This is a genomic window from Rhodoferax ferrireducens (assembly GCF_031458075.1).
GTDB lineage: Bacteria > Pseudomonadota > Gammaproteobacteria > Burkholderiales > Burkholderiaceae_C > Rhodoferax_B > Rhodoferax_B ferrireducens_A.
The window spans coordinates 367,430-384,374 of sequence record NZ_JAVDXT010000005.1 but is presented as its reverse complement, the minus strand read 5'-3'; the positions used below and the strand labels follow the sequence as shown (position 1 = coordinate 384,374).

The following is a 16,945-nucleotide window of genomic DNA, read 5'->3' as shown; positions in this document are numbered from 1 at the left end:
TGGAGAACCCTGTGGAATTTGCGCAAGCCGGCATTCTGGAATCTGTACCCGCCCATGGGCGTTATCTTTTCTTCTCGGTCACCGCCCAGGCCACGCCCGCGGTACTGGGCTTCAGCCTGCAGCGCCTGGCGGCCCTGACCGATGGCCAGGCGGTGGTGGTCGGCCTGGGGGCGACGCTGGTGCAGACCCTGGAGGCCCGCGTGCCCGGCCTGCGCAGCATGCCCGACTTCTCCGGCCACGGCGTGCACGTGCCCAGCACCCCGCTGGCGTTGTGGTGCTGGCTGCGTGGCGTGGCGCAAGGCGCGCTGGTGCTGCAGGCCCGCGCCATCGAGAAAGCCCTGGCCCCGGCCTTCCACCTGGACCGGGTGCTCGACGGCTTCCGCCACGGCGAACCGGCGGCCGAGCATGGCCGCGACCTGACCGGCTTTGAAGACGGCACCGAAAACCCCGAGGGCGCCGAGGCTGTGGCCGCCGCACTGCAAGAGGACGGCTCCAGCTTTGTCGCCGTGCAGCAATGGGTGCACAACCTGGATGCCTTCGACGCACTCGGCACGGACGGGCAAAACAAGGCCATGGGCCGGCGCATGTCCGACAACGAGGAGCTGGACGACGCGCCGATTTCGGCCCATGTGAAGCGTACGGCCCAGGAAAGCTTCAGCCCCGAAGCCTTTGTGCTGCGCCGCTCCATGCCCTGGGCTGTGGGCCACCAGTGCGGCCTGTTCTTCGTGGCCTTCGGCGCCACCCTGGATGCGTTCGAAGCCCAGATGCGCCGCATGGCCGGGCAGGAGGACGGCGTGGTCGATGCCACGTTCAGCTACTCCAAGCCGGTCTCCGGCGCCTACCTGTGGTGCCCGCCGGTGCTGCAGGGCAAGCTGGACCTGCGGCAACTCGGCCTGTAAGTCTGTTTACTACATAAATCGTAGCTGCCAGCGCAGACTCTACCTGCGCTGGCAGCCTGTTTGGCTATGAAATCTGTGCGTCTTTACCTGCAATTGATACGCTGGGATCGCCCGGCTGGCTGGCTGCTCTTGCTCTGGCCCACCCTCAGCGCGCTGTGGGTGGCGGCGGGTGGCTTCCCGGGCTGGCATCTGCTGGCGGTGTTCACCCTGGGCACCATCCTGATGCGCAGCGCCGGCTGCTGCGTCAACGACGTGGCCGACCGCGAGTTCGACAAGCACGTCAAGCGCACGGCCCAGAGGCCGGTGACCAGCGGCGCGCTGTCGGTGGGGGCTGCGCTGCGCTTTGGCGCGCTGCTGGCCATTGCCGCGTTTGCGCTGGTGCTGACCACCAATGCGGTCACCGTTGTCTGGTCGTTTGCCGCGCTGGCCGTGGCCCTGGTCTATCCGTATGCCAAGCGCTATGTGTCCATGCCGCAGGCCGTGTTGGGCGTGGCCTTCAGCTTCGGTATCCCGATGGCGTTTTCTGCCGTGCGGGGTGGGCCGGCCTGGCAGGTGTTCAGCGCCGCCGGCTGGGCCGGCTTCAGCCTGGCCGCCTGGTGGCAGAGCGTGCCGCCGCTGGCCTGGGTCTTGTTGCTGGGCAACCTGTTCTGGGTGCTGGCCTACGACACCGAATACGCGATGGTCGACCGCGACGACGACCTGAAGATCGGCATGAAGACATCGGCCATCACCCTGGGCCGTTTCGACGTGGCGGGCGTCATGGCCTTCTACGCGATTTACTTGCTGATTTGGCTGCTGGCGCTTGAGCCGTATGTGCAAGGTGCTATTTTTTACGTAGCAATCGGGGTGGCGGCGCTGCAGGCGCTATGGCACTGGACCCTGATCCGCAGCCGCCAGCGCGATGGCTGCTTCAAGGCCTTTCGCCTGAACCACTGGGTCGGGTTTGCGGTGTTTGTCGGCGTGGCCGGCGGCAGCTACGCTTTCGGCTGAGCCTTCTTTTTTGGTTTCGCTTTGGGTTGTGGTTTTGGCTTGGGTTCGGGCAGCGCGTGGGCCGTGACCTGCACCAGTTGGCACAGCCAGGTCGCGTCTTCCCACTGGTCGGCGGTGATCCGCCAATGCGGCCGGGCACCGGGAAAGGGCGCGCCCTCCACCGCCTGGCCGATCAGGCGCTGGCCGGCTTCGGTGGGCTTGAGGAACAGCTGGTTGTCGCACAGCAGCGCTACCGGCTTGCCCGCCAGGTAGACGCAGTATTCGCCAAACATGCGGCGCACGGACGCGGCGCCGGTGGCGGCCAGTTGGTCAAGCAGAAATTCGGCGGTGCTGGGGTGGGTGGCCATGTTTACTCCGTTATCGGCATTGTGCTGCCCCGCTCGGCCCGGCGCTTGGCGCGCCACTGCTGCGGTGTGGCGCCGAACTGCTGGCGGAAGGTCTGGATGAAATAACTGGGGGTGGTAAAGCCGCAGGCCCAGGCCACTTCTTTGCCCACCATATCGGTCTCTTCCAGCAGATGCGCGGCGCGGGCCATGCGCTGGCGGTTGATGTGGGCGATCAGGTGGCCGCCGGTGGTCTGGCTGAACACATGGGACAGGTATTCGGGCGTGCAGCCAGCCTGCGCGGCCAGGGCGGTGACGTTCAGGGCGTGGTCGCCCAGCTGGTTGTTGACCCACATGCGCACCCGGGCCACCAGCGGCGGCTCGGGCTGGGTGCGCGGCGCCGCATCGTCCAGCACCCGCAGCACGCCCGCGCAGGCGCTGGCCAGCAGGGCGCGCACCTGCAGGCGGGCATTGGCATCTTCGGCATCAAAGCCCAGCGCGGCAGCGTCGGCCAGCCAGTCGTGGATGCGGGCCGCGTGCGGGTGCTGGCGCGATTCCAGGTGGTCGATGCCAGGGCGGCCGGGCGTGGTTTCGGCCGCAAGGTGGCAGGTGAGGGCGGTGCCGTCGGCATACACCACCAGGTTGCTAAAAGTGCCGGAGATGGTTTCGGCATGCAGCATGCGCGGCGGCATCAGCAGGGCTTCGCCCGTGCCCAGCGCCAGCGGGCCGTGCGGCATCGTGAACTGGGTGCTGCCGCCGATCTGCAGGAACAGCTCGGGCACCAGGTGGAAATGGCCCTCGCCGCGCAGGCTGCCGGCACTGCTGGCGCGCGTGCCGCCGCAGCTGCGCACTGCCATGCCGCCGGCCAGCAGGCTGGCCATGCTGTGGCGCAGATGCGCGCGCATGCGCAGGGCTTTTTCGGCACTGTTGCGGGCGGTTTCTTCCGCCGGATAGGGCAGGGTGCGGCGATTGGGTTTTTGTTGCATGGCCTGGGCATTAAAACCGGTTGAACCAAACTGCACCACAGGTGATTCACCGTATTTACCCTTGGATATGGGCTGGAATGCATCCCAGTTTTATTGCATAGCTTGCAGTTTTTTGGCAGTGGATTCGCTGGTGGCAAGCAGGGGCGGCTTCTAAACTTTCGGCAACCCAACAACCCCGAGAGAAGGAAGCGCAATGGCCCCAGCATGGTGGAAAAGCAGCGTGGTGTACCAGATCTACCCGCGCAGTTTTTGCGACAGCAATGGCGACGGCGTCGGCGATCTGCGCGGCATCACCAGCAAGCTGGACTACCTGCAGACCCTGGGAGTCGACGTGGTCTGGCTGTCGCCGATCTACCCGTCGCCCAACGACGATGGTGGCTACGACATCAGCGACTACCGCGCCATCGCCCCCGAATTCGGCAGCATGGCCGACTTCGACCAGATGCTGGCCCAGATGCACCAGCGCGGCATCCGGCTGGTGATGGACCTGGTGGTGAACCACACCTCCGATGAACACCCCTGGTTCACCGAGGCCTGCAAGTCCAAGGACAACCCCTACCGCAACTACTACATCTGGCGCGCACCCGCCGCCGATGGCGGGCCACCGACGAATTGGGAGGCCGCGTTCTCCGGCTCCACCTGGGAGTTCCATGCGCCTACCGGCGAGTACTACCTGCACCTATTTTCCAAAAAGCAGCCCGAGCTGAACTGGGAGAACCCGCGGGTGCGCGCCGAGGTGCATGGCCTGATGCGCTTCTGGCTGGAAAAGGGCGTGGACGGCTTCCGCATGGACGTCATCAACATGGTCTCCAAGACCTATGCGGTCGACGGCAGCCTGCAGGACGCACCGGTGCTGCGGCCCGGCTTCTTGCAGCCCGCCTTCACCCTGGTCACCAATGGGCCGCGGCTGCTGGAGTTTTTGCAGGAAATGCGCCGCGAGGTGCTGGACCACTACGACACCCTGACCGTGGGCGAAGCGCCCTGCGCCACCATCCGCCAGGGCGTGGAGATCACCCATCCCGACACCGGCGCACTCAATATGCTGTTCCAGTTCGAGCACATGGACCTGGACTCCGTGCCCGGCCACGGCGAGGGCAAATGGGCGCTGAAGACCCTGGACCTGCGCGATCTGAAAGCCTGCCTCACGCGCTGGCAGGACGGCCTGGCCGGCCAGGGCTGGAACAGCCTGTACCTGGGCAACCACGACCAGCCGCGTCCCGTATCGCGCTTTGGCAACGACAGCACTTACCGCGTGGAGTCCGCCAAGATGCTGGCCACCTTGCTGCACGGCATGCAGGGCACGCCCTATGTGTACCAGGGCGAAGAGCTGGGTATGACCAACAAGCCCTATGCGTCCGAGGCCGATTGTTACGACCTGGAATCCATCAACATGTACCGTAGCGCCACCCAGGAGCGCGGCATTGCGCCCGAGGTCGCCCTGCAAGCCATCCGCAGCAAGGGCCGCGACAACGCCCGCACGCCCATGCAGTGGAACGCCAACAGCCACGCCGGCTTCACCACCGGCACGCCCTGGCAGCCGGTGAACCCCAACTACCCGCAGATCCACAGCCAGGCGGCCTTGCTCGATACGAACTCGGTGTTCCATTACTACCGCCAGCTGATCGCCTTGCGCAAGGCCCAGCCGGTGCTGGTGCATGGCCGCTACCAGCTGCTGCTGGCCGAGCACCCCGAGGTCTATGCCTACCTGCGCACGCTGGGGGACGAGCGTTGGCTGGTGCTGTGCAACTTCTATGGCGGCACGCCGGTGCTGGACCTGCCTTACCAGGTGGCGCAGCGGGTGATCGCCAACTACCCGTCTGCAGGCACCAGTCTGCACAACATGGTTTTGCGGCCTTTTGAAGCCGCGATGCTTCGGTTGGAGTAAATGGTTTTGAATAACTTTCAGGAGACAAGATGAAGCTGCAAAAGATGGTTTGGATGGGTGTGTGGGCATTCGGCGCGGCCAGCGCGCAGGCGGCGGGGGTGACTCTCACCATGTCCTGCAACTCGAGCGAGCAGGAGATCCAGTACTGCAAAAAAATGGCCGCCGAGTGGGGCGCCAAAACCGGCAACACGCTGGAGCTGCTGAGCATTCCCCAGTCGTCCAGCGACATCCTGGGCCTGTTCCGCCAGATGCTGGCCGGCAAGTCCGACAAGCTCGACGTGCTGCAGATCGACGTGGTCTGGCCCGGCATTCTGAAAGACCAGTTGCTCGACCTCAAGCCCTATACCAACGGTGTGGAAAAGAACCACTTCCCGGCCATGGTGGCCAACAACACGGTCAACGGCAAGCTGCTGGCCATGCCCTGGTTGACCGATGCCGGCGTGATGTTCTACCGCAAGGACCTGCTGGCCAAATACGGCGAAAAGCCGCCCAGCACCTGGGCCGAGCTGACCGCCACCGCCAAGAAGGTAATGGACGCCGAGCGCAAAGCCGGCAATGCTGCCATGCAGGGTTTTGTGTTCCAGGCCAAGGCCTATGAAGGCCTGAGCTGCACCGGGCTGGAATGGGTGGCCAGCTTCGGCGGCGGCAGCATCATCGACCGCGCGGGCAAAACCACCATCAACAACCCCCAGGCCGCCAAGGCGCTGGACATGGCGGCCGGCTGGATCGGCACCATCGCCCCCCAGGGCGTGCTGAACTACGCCGAAGAAGAGGCGCGCGGCGTGTTCCAAAGCGGCAATGCCGTCTTCATGCGCAACTGGCCGTACGCCTGGGCGCTGGGTAACGGGGCCGACAGCGGCGTCAAGGGCAAGATCGGCGTGATCACCATGCCCAAGGGCGACGGCCCGGACAGCACGGGCGCGGCCGCGCTGGGCGGCTGGCAGATGGCGGTCAGCAAGTACTCCAAACACCCGAAGGAAGCGGCGGATCTGGTGCTGTACCTGACCAGCGAGGCGGTGCAAAAAGAGCGCGCCATCACCCTGGCCTCCAACCCCACCATCCCCAAGCTGTACCAGGACAAGGACATCCTGGCCGCGAATCCGTTCTACGGCGATTTGTTCGAGACGCTGAAGGTCGCCATCCCCCGGCCGGCCACGGTGACCGGCGTCAAGTACAACGAGGTTTCGGCGGCCTTCTGGAACGCCACGCACGAGGTGCTGTCGGGCAAGTCCACGGGCACGGCCAGCGTCAAGAAGCTGGAAGGCAAGATCGATGCAATCCGCCGCGGGCCCAGCTGGTAGCTCCTGAAAAGATAGCTGCCTGCGCAGTATCTATCTGCGCCAGAGCCAGTTTTTACTCTTAGTTCTTCAGCAACTGCGCCAGGCCGGCGTCGGTCAGCAGCTGTATGCCCTGCTCTTGGGCGAAGCGCTGGGCGGTGTCGGTCACGCCGCCCAGGCTGATGTAGATCGCCTGGTCGGCGCCCAGGGCCTGCCGGTCGGCGGCCAGGTCGCGCAGCGCCTCGACGCCCTGGTTGGCCGCCTTCCAGCGCTTGGCGGCGACCAGGCTGCTGCTGCCGTTCTTCTCCAGCCGCAGGTCGGCACCCTTGGCGCTGAGGCGGGTCACGGTATAGCCCTGGGCGCTGTAGGCGGCCTGCAGGGTGTTCGCAAAGTCCTTCCAGGCCATGGCGGCCAAGCGGTCGCGGGTCTCGGCCACCCGGGCGGCGCTGGGTGTATGCCACTGGCGCTTGGCGGCCAGCACGCCGATCACCAGAAACGGCAGCCCGCCCATGGCGCCAAACAGCACGTACTGGGGCGGCAACAGCGCGCCCGAGGCCAGGGCAAATACCAGCACCAGCAGCATGCTGATCCACCACGGCGAGCGCAGCAGGATCGCGAATAAGGAATTGGGGGCCATCTTGAATTTCATGGCCGGGAGTGTACGGGGAGGCAATGCCCCGACTTTGAACAGGTTCTAAGCCATCACCCGGTTGCGCCCCGCGCTCTTGGCTGCGTACAGCGCCTGGTCGGCCCGGTGCAGCAGCGCCTGCCAGGACAGGTCGTGCGGCGTGGCCGACGCCACGCCCAGGCTGACGGTGACGGGCACGCGCACGTCCTGGTTGAGGTGTACCTGCTGCTCCACGCCCTGGCGCAGGCGCTCGGCCAGGGCCAATGCTTCGGCGGCGGACGCATGGGGCAGAAACAGCGAGAACTCCTCGCCCCCGTAGCGTGCAAAGCGCTCGCCTGCACCCAGCATGCTGTTGACGCAATGGGCAAAGTCGACCAGCACCTGGTCGCCCACCGCATGGCCGAAGCGGTCGTTGATCTGCTTGAAATGGTCCAGGTCCATTACCACCACTGCACCGGTGTGGACCTGCGCAGGCAGTTGTGCCAGGAACCAGCGCCGGTTGCCGACACCGGTCAACGGGTCGGTTTGCGCCATCTGCTGCAAGCGCCTGGCGCTGCGCTGGCTCACCAGCGACACGGTGAGCAGCGCAATGCCGAAGTTGCACAGAATTTGCACAAAGAACGCGTCTTCCACGCCAAAAGGCAGGGGGAAGTCCATCAGCAAGTTGAACAGGTTGGCCGCATACACACCCGCGCTGAGCGCCAGGGCGGCCGCCAGCAGCTGCCGGCCGGGCAAGTCCTCTTGGCGGTAGCCGCGCTGTATCTGCCATGCGGCCAGCGCCAATGCCAGAACCGCACCGGTGTGGAAGGCACTGGCGCGCCACAGGTTCTGGTACGGAAACCCGCTCACCAGGCCGGCCGCGCCCACGGCTGCCGGCAGTAGCAACACCCAGCGTGTGCGCAGCCAGTTGGGCCGCCCGTCCAGTTCGCCAAACCCGGCCCAGAGCAGCGCATAGCCCAGCATGCCCAGCCACAGGCTGCAGTGGGTCCACAGCCACACCGGCACGGCGCGGGACTCGCCCATACCGGCCAACACGGCTCCGAGAGCCAGCGCCGCAAAGCCCACCGCCAACAGGCCCAGCCCCTGGGGCTGCGTGGACTGCCTGCGCACGTGCAGAAATACCAGCGCACCGACCATGAGCGAGGTCTCGTGCAGCGTCAACACGGTGGACAAATCGACATTGAGCAACATGGCGGGTTTCTACAGCAAGCGGATCAGTGCCGCAATTGTCCGATAGCGGTGTGACTCGGCCGACGGCGTGGGCTCTGGATTTGCTCTAATTTCAAGAGCTTCTGCTGCAATCTGGATAAGCGCTAACAGCCTATAAGGCTTCAAAAACCTTGAGCGCCGCATACGCATCGTTGGCCGCGTACAGCAGCTGGGTCGGCGTGAGCGTGGGCTGGGCCCAGTTCGAGGTGGTGGTCTTCTTCGACTTGTGGAAGCGTTGGCGCAGCACCACGCCGACGGCGGCGCGCACCCCCATCGAGCTGCCGTAGCCCTGCTTGCGGAACACCTGGTTCAGGTCCATCACCGCGCGCAGCGTCACGTCCAGCCGCGCGTGCAGCTGGCCGCGGTCCTGCTCCAGGCCGAAGCCGACCTTGCGCACCTGCTCGGACTCCAGCACCTGCACCAGGCAGGCCCGGCAGTCGGGCCAGTGCAGCTGGAAGATGTAGGCCTTGTCGCGCAGCGCGAACTGCACCACATGCGGGCCGCTGCTGACCTCGCCCGGCGCAAACGTCGGCTTGGCCTCGGTGTCGAAGCCGACTGCGCCGGCGGCCAGGATGTCGGCCGTGGCGGCGGCAAATTCCGCCGCAGTGCTGGGTACCAGGATGCGCTCCAGCGGCAGGCCGGGAAACGGGGGCAGCAGCGCGGTGTCGGCTTTGGAGGGGGCGGTGAGTTTCATTCTGGAGAGGGCGGATACAGGGGGAGCGGGTATGGGGGTGAGCGTAGCCTGTCTGCTACGATCAAACGAGAAAAATACATAACGGGGACTTCAGCATGCAATCTGGGCGCAGACGGTTGGTCGGTGGTTTGGTGGGCGGCCTGTTCTCTGCGGCCGCCTGGTCACAGAATGCAGACAAGGGCTACAAGGGGGTGATCGGTATCTCCTTGCCCACCATCACCTCGCTACGCTGGGTGATCGAGGGCCTGGCCATGACCCGGTCGCTCGACAAACTCGGCTACCGCGCCATTTTGCAGTACGCCAACGACGACATCCCGACCCAGACGGCCCAGATCGAAGACATGCTGGCCAAGGGCGCGACGGTGCTGGTGGTAGGCGCCATCGACGGCACCAAGCTGGCCCCGGTGCTCAAGGCGGCGGCCGACAAGAAGGTCAAGGTGATCGCCTATGACCGGCTGATCCGCGGCAGCAGCCACGTCGACTACTACGCCACTTTCGACAACTTCCAGGTCGGCGTGCTGCAGGGCAGCGATATCGCCGCCCGCCTGGGCCTGGCCGCAGGCAAGGGGCCGTTCCATATCGAGCTGTTCGGCGGCTCGCCCGACGACAACAACGCGTTCTTCTTCTACAACGGCGCGATGTCGGTACTCAAGCCGTATATCGACAAGGGCCAGCTGGTGGTCGGCTCGGGCCAGATCGGCATGGAGAAGGTGTCCACCCTGCGCTGGAGTGGCTCGGTGGCCCGGGCGCGCTTGGCCGGCATCCTGGACAAGCACTACGCCAAGCAGCGTCTCGACGCCGTCCTGTCGCCCTACGACGGCATCAGCATCGACCTGATCGAGGCACTGAAGAAAGCCGGCTACGGCCAGGGCAGCCAGCCTTTGCCCTTCATTACCGGGCAGGACGCCGAGCTGCCCTCGGTGCGCTCCATCGTCCGCGGTGAGCAAAGCTCCAGCGTGTTCAAGGACAACCGGGATCTGGCCCAGGTCACCGCCACCATGGTCGACGCGCTGCTGACCGGCAAGAAGCCCACGCTGAACGACGAGAAGACCTACGACAACGGCGAAAAAGTCGTGCCCGCCTTCCTGCTCAAGCCGGTGCTGGTCGACGCCAAGAACTGGCGCGCCGTCCTGGTGGACAGCGGCTTCTACAAGCCCGAGCAGTTCAGATAAGTGCGGGGTGTTGCACTTCAGAGTTAAGGCCGTCCACTCGCTTCTTAGTGGTAGTCGTCTTCCAGCTGGTGCCGCACCGCTGCCACCACCACATTGGCGCTATCCATGATCTCGAAAAGCGCGACATAGCCTGAGCGGCCAAATGGAATCACCAGCTCACGCAGCAAAGGGCTGGGTCCGGCTTTGCGGCAGGTGAAGGGAGAGTTGCGCAAGGTGGCGATGCCGTCTTTGATGGCTTGAAGTGCGTGTTCGGCCAGCTGCAAATCGCCGTCGCTGCGCTGCAGCTCACGTTCCAGCACAAAGTCAAACAAGCGCTCCAGGTCTTCGGCGGCGGCGTGGGTCAGCCGGACGTGGAATGTCACCGCTGGGCCTTGGCCGCTGCCAGCTTGCGCTCCAATTTGCCTATGACGACATCGGCATCCACGTAACTATCCGACTGTTGGGCATCTACCAAGGATGCTATGCCGCGTGCAATGAATTCAGCCTGGTTGCGCCTGCGTTGCACAGCTTCGACGACAGAGTTCTCGACAAATTCAGACAGCGTTTCACCGCTGCCTAGCAAAGCCTCGATTTCGGCCCGGAACGCAGGGGCCACGCGCACAGACGGGATGGTTGCGGTTTTCATAGTCAAATTGTAGTGCAAATGCGCTGCACTGAAATTGACTTGCCGCGTCCAAGCTGCGTTTGGCCGATGGTGCCGTGGTGCCGCTTCAGCTGGGCTGCTTCGTAACGCGCAGGTAGGGCTTGATGGTCTTGTAGCCGGGGAAGGTCTTCTCGGCGTCTTCGTTCGACACGGCGGTGGTGATGATCACATCGTCGCCGTTCTTCCAGTTCACCGGGGTGGCGACCTTGTGCTTGGCGGTCAGCTGCATGGAGTCGAGCACGCGCAGGATTTCGTCGAAGTTGCGGCCGGTGGTCATGGGGTAGGTCAGCATCAGCTTGATCTTCTTGTCCGGGCCGATGATGAACACCGAGCGCACCGTGGCGTTGGTGGCGGCGGTGCGGCCTTCCGAACTGCCGGCTTCGTCGGCGGGCAGCATGTTGTAGAGCTTGGCCACGGCCAGATCGGTGTCGCCGATCATCGGGTATTTGACGGTGGCGCCCTGGGTTTCCTCGATGTCGGCAACCCACTTGCTGTGGTTTTCCACCGGGTCTACCGACAGGCCGATCAGCTTGGTGTTGCGCTTGGTGAACTCAGGCTCGATCTTGGCCATATAGCCCAGCTCGGTGGTGCAGACCGGGGTGAAGTCCTTGGGGTGCGAGAACAGCACAGCCCACTGGTCACCGATCCATTGGTGGAAGCTGATGGGGCCGTGGGTGGTTTGCGCCGTGAAATCGGGCGCGGTGTCATTGATGCGAAGCGACATAAAAACTCCTGGTGGTGGGCAGTTTGGCTTGTTGCCCGGGACAACGGTGGCCGGCCGGGCTGGCGGGCAGCCACACATTGTGCAGTATCAAAGCAGCGCCCATTTTTGCAAGCCGGGCCACCGCGGCCGTGTTACCCGGGGTTTCAGAAACCTTCTGCCGAGGTGGGTTTGATGGTGGTTTCCATCACGCAGCGGGTCACGGCCGGCGGCGATTCGCCGATGTGGAAAGCCAGCTTGCGGTCGCGCAGCGCCACGTCGGCGGTGGTCACGCGGTCGAAGCGGCGCAGGTGCTCGGTCCACGACGCGTCCTCGATCATTTCGACAAAACGGCCCGGCTCGTTGATGTCGTGCAGCAGCTCCCAGGACAGCGCGCCATGGCTCAGGCGGCTGCGCCGCGATTCCTGCATCAGGTTGCGGAATTCGCGCGCCCGGGCCGGGTCGATGCGGTATTCGATGCTCACCATCACATGGCCGCTGGCCGGCGGTACCTCGGCCTGCGGCGTCTTGAACTGGCTGGATGGCGTCAGGTCCTCGACCATGCCCTGGCCGGGCAGCAGGCGGTTCACCAGCGCCATGGCCGATACCCCGCAGACCGCCGCCAGCAGCAGGCTGGTCTGCACCGAGCCCACGGTGGCGACCTGGCCCCAGAGCGCGGCGCCGCCGGCGCTGGCGCCCATGATGGCCATCTGGTACATCGACATGCCGCGCGCCCGCACCCAGTCGGGCAAGCCCATCTGGGCCGACACGCTGAGGGTGTTGGCGGTGGTGATCCAGGCGGCCCCGGCCAGCAGCATGGCCGGCACCGCGATCCAGGTGTAAGGCGTCAGCGCCACCACCAGCATGGCAGCCGACTGCACGGCGGCGCCGCTGAGCACCAGGGCGTCGCGCGCCAGGCGCCGGCGCAGCTGCGGCAAAAACAGCGTGGAAATGATCGCCCCCAGGCCCATCGAGGCCAGTAGCAGGGTGAAGGTGCCGGCCCCGCCGCCGTGCAGATTGCGCGCCACCAGCGGCAGCAGCGCCACCAGCGCGGTCGAGGTCAGGAAGAAGATGGAGATGCGTAGCAGCACGCCCTTCAGGTGGTAGGACTGGGCCACGTACTGCACGCCTATGCGCATGGCGCTGAGCAGGCGCTCGCGCCCCAGCGGGTGCGGTACATGCACGCGCTGCCAGCGCGAGATGATGACCGCCGCCGCCAGCGACAGCACGGCGTTCAGCAGGAATACCCAGGCGCTGCCGGCACTGGCGATCAGCGTCCCGGCGACCAGCGGGCCGATGATGCGCGAGGCGTTCATCGACACGCCGTTCAGCGCCAGCGCCGCCGGCAGCTGGGTGCGCGGCACCAGCTCGGGCACGATGGCCGAGAACACCGGCCAGCGCATGGCCAGGCCGATGCCATTGGCAAAAATCAGCAGCAGCAACAACACCGGCGACAGCAGGCCGAGAAAAATGCACAGGCTCAGCAAGCAGGCCACCACCGCCACCCAGATCTGGGTGACCAAAAAGTAGCGCTTGCGGTCCAGGATGTCGGCCAGCGCGCCGCTGGGCAGGCCGAGCAGAAACACCGGCAGGCTGCTGGCGGTCTGCACCAGCGCGACCCACAGCGGCGTGGCGTTCAGCGAGGTCATCATCCAGGCGGCCGCCACATCGCTCATCCACATGCAGATATTGGCCATCAGCCAGGTGCTCCAGAGCATGCGGAACACCGGCCTGCGGAACGGCGCTAGGGGGGACAGATCGTGGTCGTTGGGGGCGGCGGCGCGGGCGGGATCGGAATGGACTTCGGGCATGAGTCCATCATAGGGCGGTTCGCCCGGCTGACCGACGGGCGGGCTCAGCGCACCAGCTTCAAGCCCACCGGCAGCGATTCGCCAAACGCCCGCCGCGCGTCGGCCGCGTCCAGCGCCGTGACCTCGCGCACCATGGCGATCCAGGCCGGCGCGGCGCGTGCTGCGGTAAGGCGATCCAACACCTGCTGGCGCAACGCTTCGGGCACATCGCGCGCGCGGTCGCCGGTGGCGCGGGCGATTTGGGTGGCGGCAAAGGCTGCCGGCTCCACCTGGGCCCAGTCCTGCGCCAGCACGGTTTCCAACCACTGGGAGGCGACGTCCGGCGGCACCACATGGTGCAGGCTGGCGTACAGCGGTTGGCGCGCGCCTATGCGGCCCAGCGCCCACCAGTTTTGCGAGTTCTCGCCGGGTTTTTGCAGGCGCTGCACCAGCCATTGGCCCAGCTGCACCTTGTTCGCCACCGCCAGGCGCTCGAACGAGGCCGCCATGCGCAGCATCTCGTCCAGCGCCAGCATGGGCGGGCCGCCGGGCGCTTCAATGTCCTGGCCGCCCACGGGCTGCAGGTAGTAGGCAATCGCCTCATACACCATGTCCTGCTGCTCGGCCGTCAGCCCGCCGGCCACGCGGCGCCACAGCGTCCACCATTCGGACCACTGCTGCGGCTCATGGCTGTGGGCGATGCCGGGCTCGAACAAGTCCCACAGCTGCTGCACCCGCCAGTCGTCCAACGGGTGGCCGAAGCCCGGGCGCAGGGCGTAGCCGGTCAGGTTGAACCACTGGCGTTCGTGCTGGGCGGAGCGACGCCGGCGCTTGGCCGTGTCCAGCAGCTGGCCGAACAGGGTGCGCAGCAGCGGTGTGTCCCAGCTGTCGCGGCTGCCCAGCAGGCGTTCCAGCTGGCTGCGCAGCTGCTTGACTTCTTTGGCGTCCACGCCCTGGCTGCGGTCGCCGTAGACGCGGCCGATGGCGTTGCTGGCCTCCGCCAGGCGCGGGTGCGGCACGGCTTCGACGCTGGCCTCGGGGGCCTCGCCGCGCAGCTGGAATTCCAGCTGCCAGCGCTGCCTGGGGTCGGCTACCGCGACGCAGTGCATTTCCAGCGTGCCGACCTCGGTGAGCGCAGTGCTGAGCTGCACCAGCACCTCGCTGGCGCTGCCCTGGACCACGGTGGAAATCGGTGGCAGGCGCACGAAGTGGCCCGTGGACAGATCGATCAGCTCGCCCGGCTGGTGCCGGGTATCGGTGACGCTGGAGGCCAGGTAGAAGCGCACCGGCCGGCCCAGGCGCAGCGCAAAGGTGCGGTCGGCCAGGGTGATGGCCCGGCCTTCTTCGGCGCCATGCGGCAGCACGCAGATGCCGCGCTGGCTGGTCAGGCCATCGTCCAGCACCAGGAAGTAGCTGCGCGCCGAGCCGCCGCCTATGCGCGGCGCCTGGCCGGCACGGGCTAGCGCATAGGCCACGGCGCCGCGGGCCACGGCGGCGTCCAGGTGCGGGTTGTGCAGCAGCTGCAACGGCTGCAGGCTCCAACCGTCCAGCGTCTGCTGCAGGCGCTGCACCAAGTCTTGCGCATGGAACACGCCGCCGTTGAGCAGCAGGGTATCGGGCTGCACGCCCGGATGGCGCTGCAAAAAGGCGGCGATATGCCGGGTGATGGCTGCGTCGCTCGCATACGGCAGGCCGAAGGCCACCAGGCCACCACGTCCGCTATGGGCGCGCTGCGGCAGGGCGTCGGCGGCGACCGGGGGGAAGAAGCCGTCGACCAGCAGCTGCTGCAGATCGGCCTGGCTTAGCGGCGCCGAGCGCGCGCCGCCAATCAGCCTGGAGCCGCTGCCCAGCAGGGTTACCGTGGTGCTGTCGGGGGCGCCCGGGCTCCACAGCAGCTCCTTGGCGGCGCGGCAGCGCTGGGTCAGCTGCGCCAGCTGGGTGGCGCTCAGGCGCTCGCTGCCCATGCGCGACTCGACCAGATGCGCCAGCGCCAGGTCCATGTTGTCGCCGCCCAGCACCAGGTGGTCGCCCACGCCGCTGCGGGTGAGCTTGGGTTCGCCGCCGACGATCTCCACGTCGATCAGCGTCAAATCGGTGGTGCCGCCACCCACATCGCAGACCAGCACGCGGCGGGTTTTCTTTAAATCTTCCGCCAGCGTGTCGCGGTGGCTGTAGACCCAGTCGTAGAACGCGGCCTGGGGTTCTTCGATCAGCCTGACGCCAGGCAAACCGGCCAGGCGCGCGGCCTCCAGCGTGAGTGCGCGCGCACCTTCGTCGAAGGACGCGGGCACGGTCAGCACCAGCTCTTGCTGTTCCAGCGGGGCTTTGGGGTGCTGGGCGTTCCAGGCGGAGCGCACATGGGCCAGGGTGCTGGCGCTGGCGGCCAGGGGCGAAACCTTGGCAATGTCGTCGGGCGCGCCCCAGGGCAGGATGGGCGCGGTGCGGTCCACCGCGGCGTGCGACAGCCAGCTTTTGGCGCTGGCCACCAGCCGGCCCGGCTGCTGCGCACCCAGCTCCAGCGCCAAGCGGCCGAGTACCGCAGATTCCGCCGTCTCGGTAGACGGCCATGGCAGCTGCACATCGGCCGGCGCCAGCGTGCCGGCCGCAGGGTGAAAGCGCACCGAGGCCAGCAGCGGCAGCGCCGCCACCTCGCCCGCCGCCACCAGCTGGGCGATGGGGAACAGCTGGATCTGCGCCGCCCCGCGTTCGGCAAATGCCACCACCGTGTGGGTCGTGCCCAGGTCGATGCCAACGGTGTAGCGCGGTTGCTTGTTTGCTACATTAACCATAGCTGCTTGCGCAAACAACATCTGCGGCGGAGGCATTTTTCATACTGGAAGTGTAATCAGCCCAGGGCACCGGCCAGCCGGGCTGAGGCTCTTACCGCAGCGCAGCTTCCGGCTCACACTCGGGCCGCACGCCCAGCGGCAGCACGCACAGCCGGACGCCGTCCAGGCTGAGTACCAAGCCCAGCTGCCCGCCGACCTGCACCACGCCGCAGGTGGTCGCAGGCGACGCTGTCGTGGTTGCTACCGCCAGCGTGGACATAGCCGCCAAGGCGCTGATCGGTGGCTGGCGCAGCATCGCCCACAGGGTCTGCGGATCGCGCAGCTGCAGGGATTGCAGGTAGAGGCGGAAGACGGTTTCTTGTTCCGCCGTTGGCTCCGTACCGGCCCCGGGGCCTGCCGCTTGGCGCAGCCGCAACAGCGCCCGGCGCAGCTGCTGTCGGCTCGCGGCTTCGGACCGGCCGCTGGCCTCGGCGATCTCGGCGTGGGTGACCTCGAAGACCTCGTGCAGCAGCAGGGCTGCGCCATCTTCCGGCGCCAACTGGGCCGCGAGCAGGCGCAAGGCGTGGGTGGTTTCCTGCGCCAGCGCCGCATCCATCTCGGCCGAGGGGGATGTGGCGTCGTCAGCGTCCATTCCGGCCAGCCATTGCTGCATCCAGTCGCGGCGACGCAGGCGGTCTATGGCCAGGTTGCGCACCACGGTGAGCAGCCAGGCCTGGGCAACAAAGGGCGCCTGCGTGTCTGGCGTCAGCGCGCGCAGGTAGGCGTCCTGCACAGCGTCCTCGGCTTCCGCCGGGCCCAGCAAGCGGGTGGCAGCGCGCAGCAGGTGGCGGCGGTCAGCGTCGATCAGGGCCCAATGGTGTTCGTCGTACATGTCTACATGGTGCCATAGCGCAGCCAGGGCTGCGGTGTCACGAAAGCCATGCGTTGTTCGTCAAGGCAGTTCAACTACCAGGACTCCGA

The 16,945-nt window shown here is 66.4% G+C and carries 16 protein-coding genes; 5 read left to right on the top strand and 11 right to left on the bottom strand.

Annotated elements, in window-relative coordinates; translation table 11 throughout:
• Positions 1 to 11 precede the first annotated feature (11 nt).
• On the top strand, positions 12 to 899 hold the full coding sequence (locus J2X19_RS22880; protein WP_310376778.1) for a Dyp-type peroxidase: 888 nt from the start codon (positions 12 to 14) through the stop codon (positions 897 to 899).
• A 66-nt stretch (positions 900 to 965) separates the two neighbouring features.
• Complete coding sequence (locus J2X19_RS22875; protein WP_310376776.1) at positions 966 to 1,889, top strand: 4-hydroxybenzoate octaprenyltransferase; 924 nt, start codon at positions 966 to 968, stop codon at positions 1,887 to 1,889.
• Here the strand turns inward: J2X19_RS22875 and J2X19_RS22870 are convergent.
• Positions 1,874 to 2,236 (bottom strand): TfoX/Sxy family protein, encoded by a 363-nt coding sequence (locus J2X19_RS22870; RefSeq protein ID WP_310376774.1) that lies wholly within the window; start codon positions 2,234 to 2,236, stop codon positions 1,874 to 1,876. The genes J2X19_RS22875 and J2X19_RS22870 overlap by 16 nt on opposite strands.
• Positions 2,237 to 2,238: 2 nt before the next feature.
• Positions 2,239 to 3,198: a helix-turn-helix transcriptional regulator gene (locus J2X19_RS22865; RefSeq protein WP_310376772.1), complete on the bottom strand. Its 960-nt coding sequence runs from the start codon at positions 3,196 to 3,198 to the stop codon at positions 2,239 to 2,241.
• A 193-nt stretch (positions 3,199 to 3,391) separates the two neighbouring features.
• Here J2X19_RS22865 and J2X19_RS22860 point away from each other — a divergent pair, with 193 nt between their 5' ends.
• Together J2X19_RS22860 and J2X19_RS22855 are read left to right on the top strand one after the other, a co-directional pair.
• Positions 3,392 to 5,083 (top strand): glycoside hydrolase family 13 protein, encoded by a 1,692-nt coding sequence (locus J2X19_RS22860; protein ID WP_310376770.1) that lies wholly within the window; start codon positions 3,392 to 3,394, stop codon positions 5,081 to 5,083.
• 29 nt (positions 5,084 to 5,112) lie between these two features.
• The gene (locus tag J2X19_RS22855; protein WP_310376769.1) at positions 5,113 to 6,384 is read left to right on the top strand and encodes an ABC transporter substrate-binding protein; all 1,272 of its coding nucleotides are present in this window, start codon (positions 5,113 to 5,115) and stop codon (positions 6,382 to 6,384) included.
• A 58-nt stretch (positions 6,385 to 6,442) separates the two neighbouring features.
• On the opposite strand, the gene J2X19_RS22850 is transcribed toward J2X19_RS22855, so the two are convergent.
• From J2X19_RS22850 to J2X19_RS22840, 3 genes are all read right to left on the bottom strand, one after another.
• Positions 6,443 to 6,997: a restriction endonuclease gene (locus J2X19_RS22850; RefSeq protein ID WP_310376767.1), complete on the bottom strand. Its 555-nt coding sequence runs from the start codon at positions 6,995 to 6,997 to the stop codon at positions 6,443 to 6,445.
• 57 nt (positions 6,998 to 7,054) lie between these two features.
• Positions 7,055 to 8,179: a GGDEF domain-containing protein gene (locus J2X19_RS22845; RefSeq protein ID WP_310376765.1), complete on the bottom strand. Its 1,125-nt coding sequence runs from the start codon at positions 8,177 to 8,179 to the stop codon at positions 7,055 to 7,057.
• Between the two features lie 130 nt (positions 8,180 to 8,309).
• Positions 8,310 to 8,891, bottom strand: coding sequence for a 3'-5' exonuclease (locus J2X19_RS22840; protein WP_310376763.1), 582 nt, complete (start codon positions 8,889 to 8,891; stop codon positions 8,310 to 8,312).
• Between the two features lie 95 nt (positions 8,892 to 8,986).
• On the opposite strand from J2X19_RS22840, the gene chvE reads away from it, so the two are divergent.
• On the top strand, positions 8,987 to 10,063 hold the full coding sequence (chvE, locus tag J2X19_RS22835; RefSeq protein ID WP_310376761.1) for a multiple monosaccharide ABC transporter substrate-binding protein: 1,077 nt from the start codon (positions 8,987 to 8,989) through the stop codon (positions 10,061 to 10,063).
• A gap of 44 nt (positions 10,064 to 10,107) precedes the next feature.
• On the opposite strand, the gene J2X19_RS22830 is transcribed toward chvE, so the two are convergent.
• The 6 genes from J2X19_RS22830 to J2X19_RS22805 form a co-directional block, all read right to left on the bottom strand.
• Positions 10,108 to 10,425 carry a type II toxin-antitoxin system RelE/ParE family toxin gene (locus J2X19_RS22830; RefSeq protein WP_310376758.1) on the bottom strand — a complete coding sequence of 106 codons (318 nt, stop codon included), beginning with the start codon at positions 10,423 to 10,425 and terminating at the stop codon, positions 10,108 to 10,110.
• On the bottom strand, positions 10,422 to 10,688 hold the full coding sequence (locus tag J2X19_RS22825; RefSeq protein ID WP_310376756.1) for a YlcI/YnfO family protein: 267 nt from the start codon (positions 10,686 to 10,688) through the stop codon (positions 10,422 to 10,424). Before J2X19_RS22825 ends, J2X19_RS22830 begins: the two co-directional genes overlap by 4 nt.
• Before the next feature lie 85 nt (positions 10,689 to 10,773).
• Complete coding sequence (locus tag J2X19_RS22820; protein ID WP_310376755.1) at positions 10,774 to 11,430, bottom strand: peroxiredoxin; 657 nt, start codon at positions 11,428 to 11,430, stop codon at positions 10,774 to 10,776.
• Between the two features lie 143 nt (positions 11,431 to 11,573).
• Positions 11,574 to 13,217, bottom strand: coding sequence for an MFS transporter (locus J2X19_RS22815; protein WP_310376753.1), 1,644 nt, complete (start codon positions 13,215 to 13,217; stop codon positions 11,574 to 11,576).
• A 44-nt stretch (positions 13,218 to 13,261) separates the two neighbouring features.
• Entirely contained in the window at positions 13,262 to 15,985 is a 2,724-nt protein-coding gene (locus tag J2X19_RS22810) for an Hsp70 family protein (protein ID WP_310376751.1), read from the bottom strand.
• Between the two features lie 91 nt (positions 15,986 to 16,076).
• A complete protein-coding gene (locus tag J2X19_RS22805) occupies positions 16,077 to 16,856 on the bottom strand; it encodes an RNA polymerase sigma factor (protein WP_310376749.1) in 780 nt (259 codons plus the stop codon).
• Positions 16,857 to 16,945 lie beyond the last annotated feature (89 nt).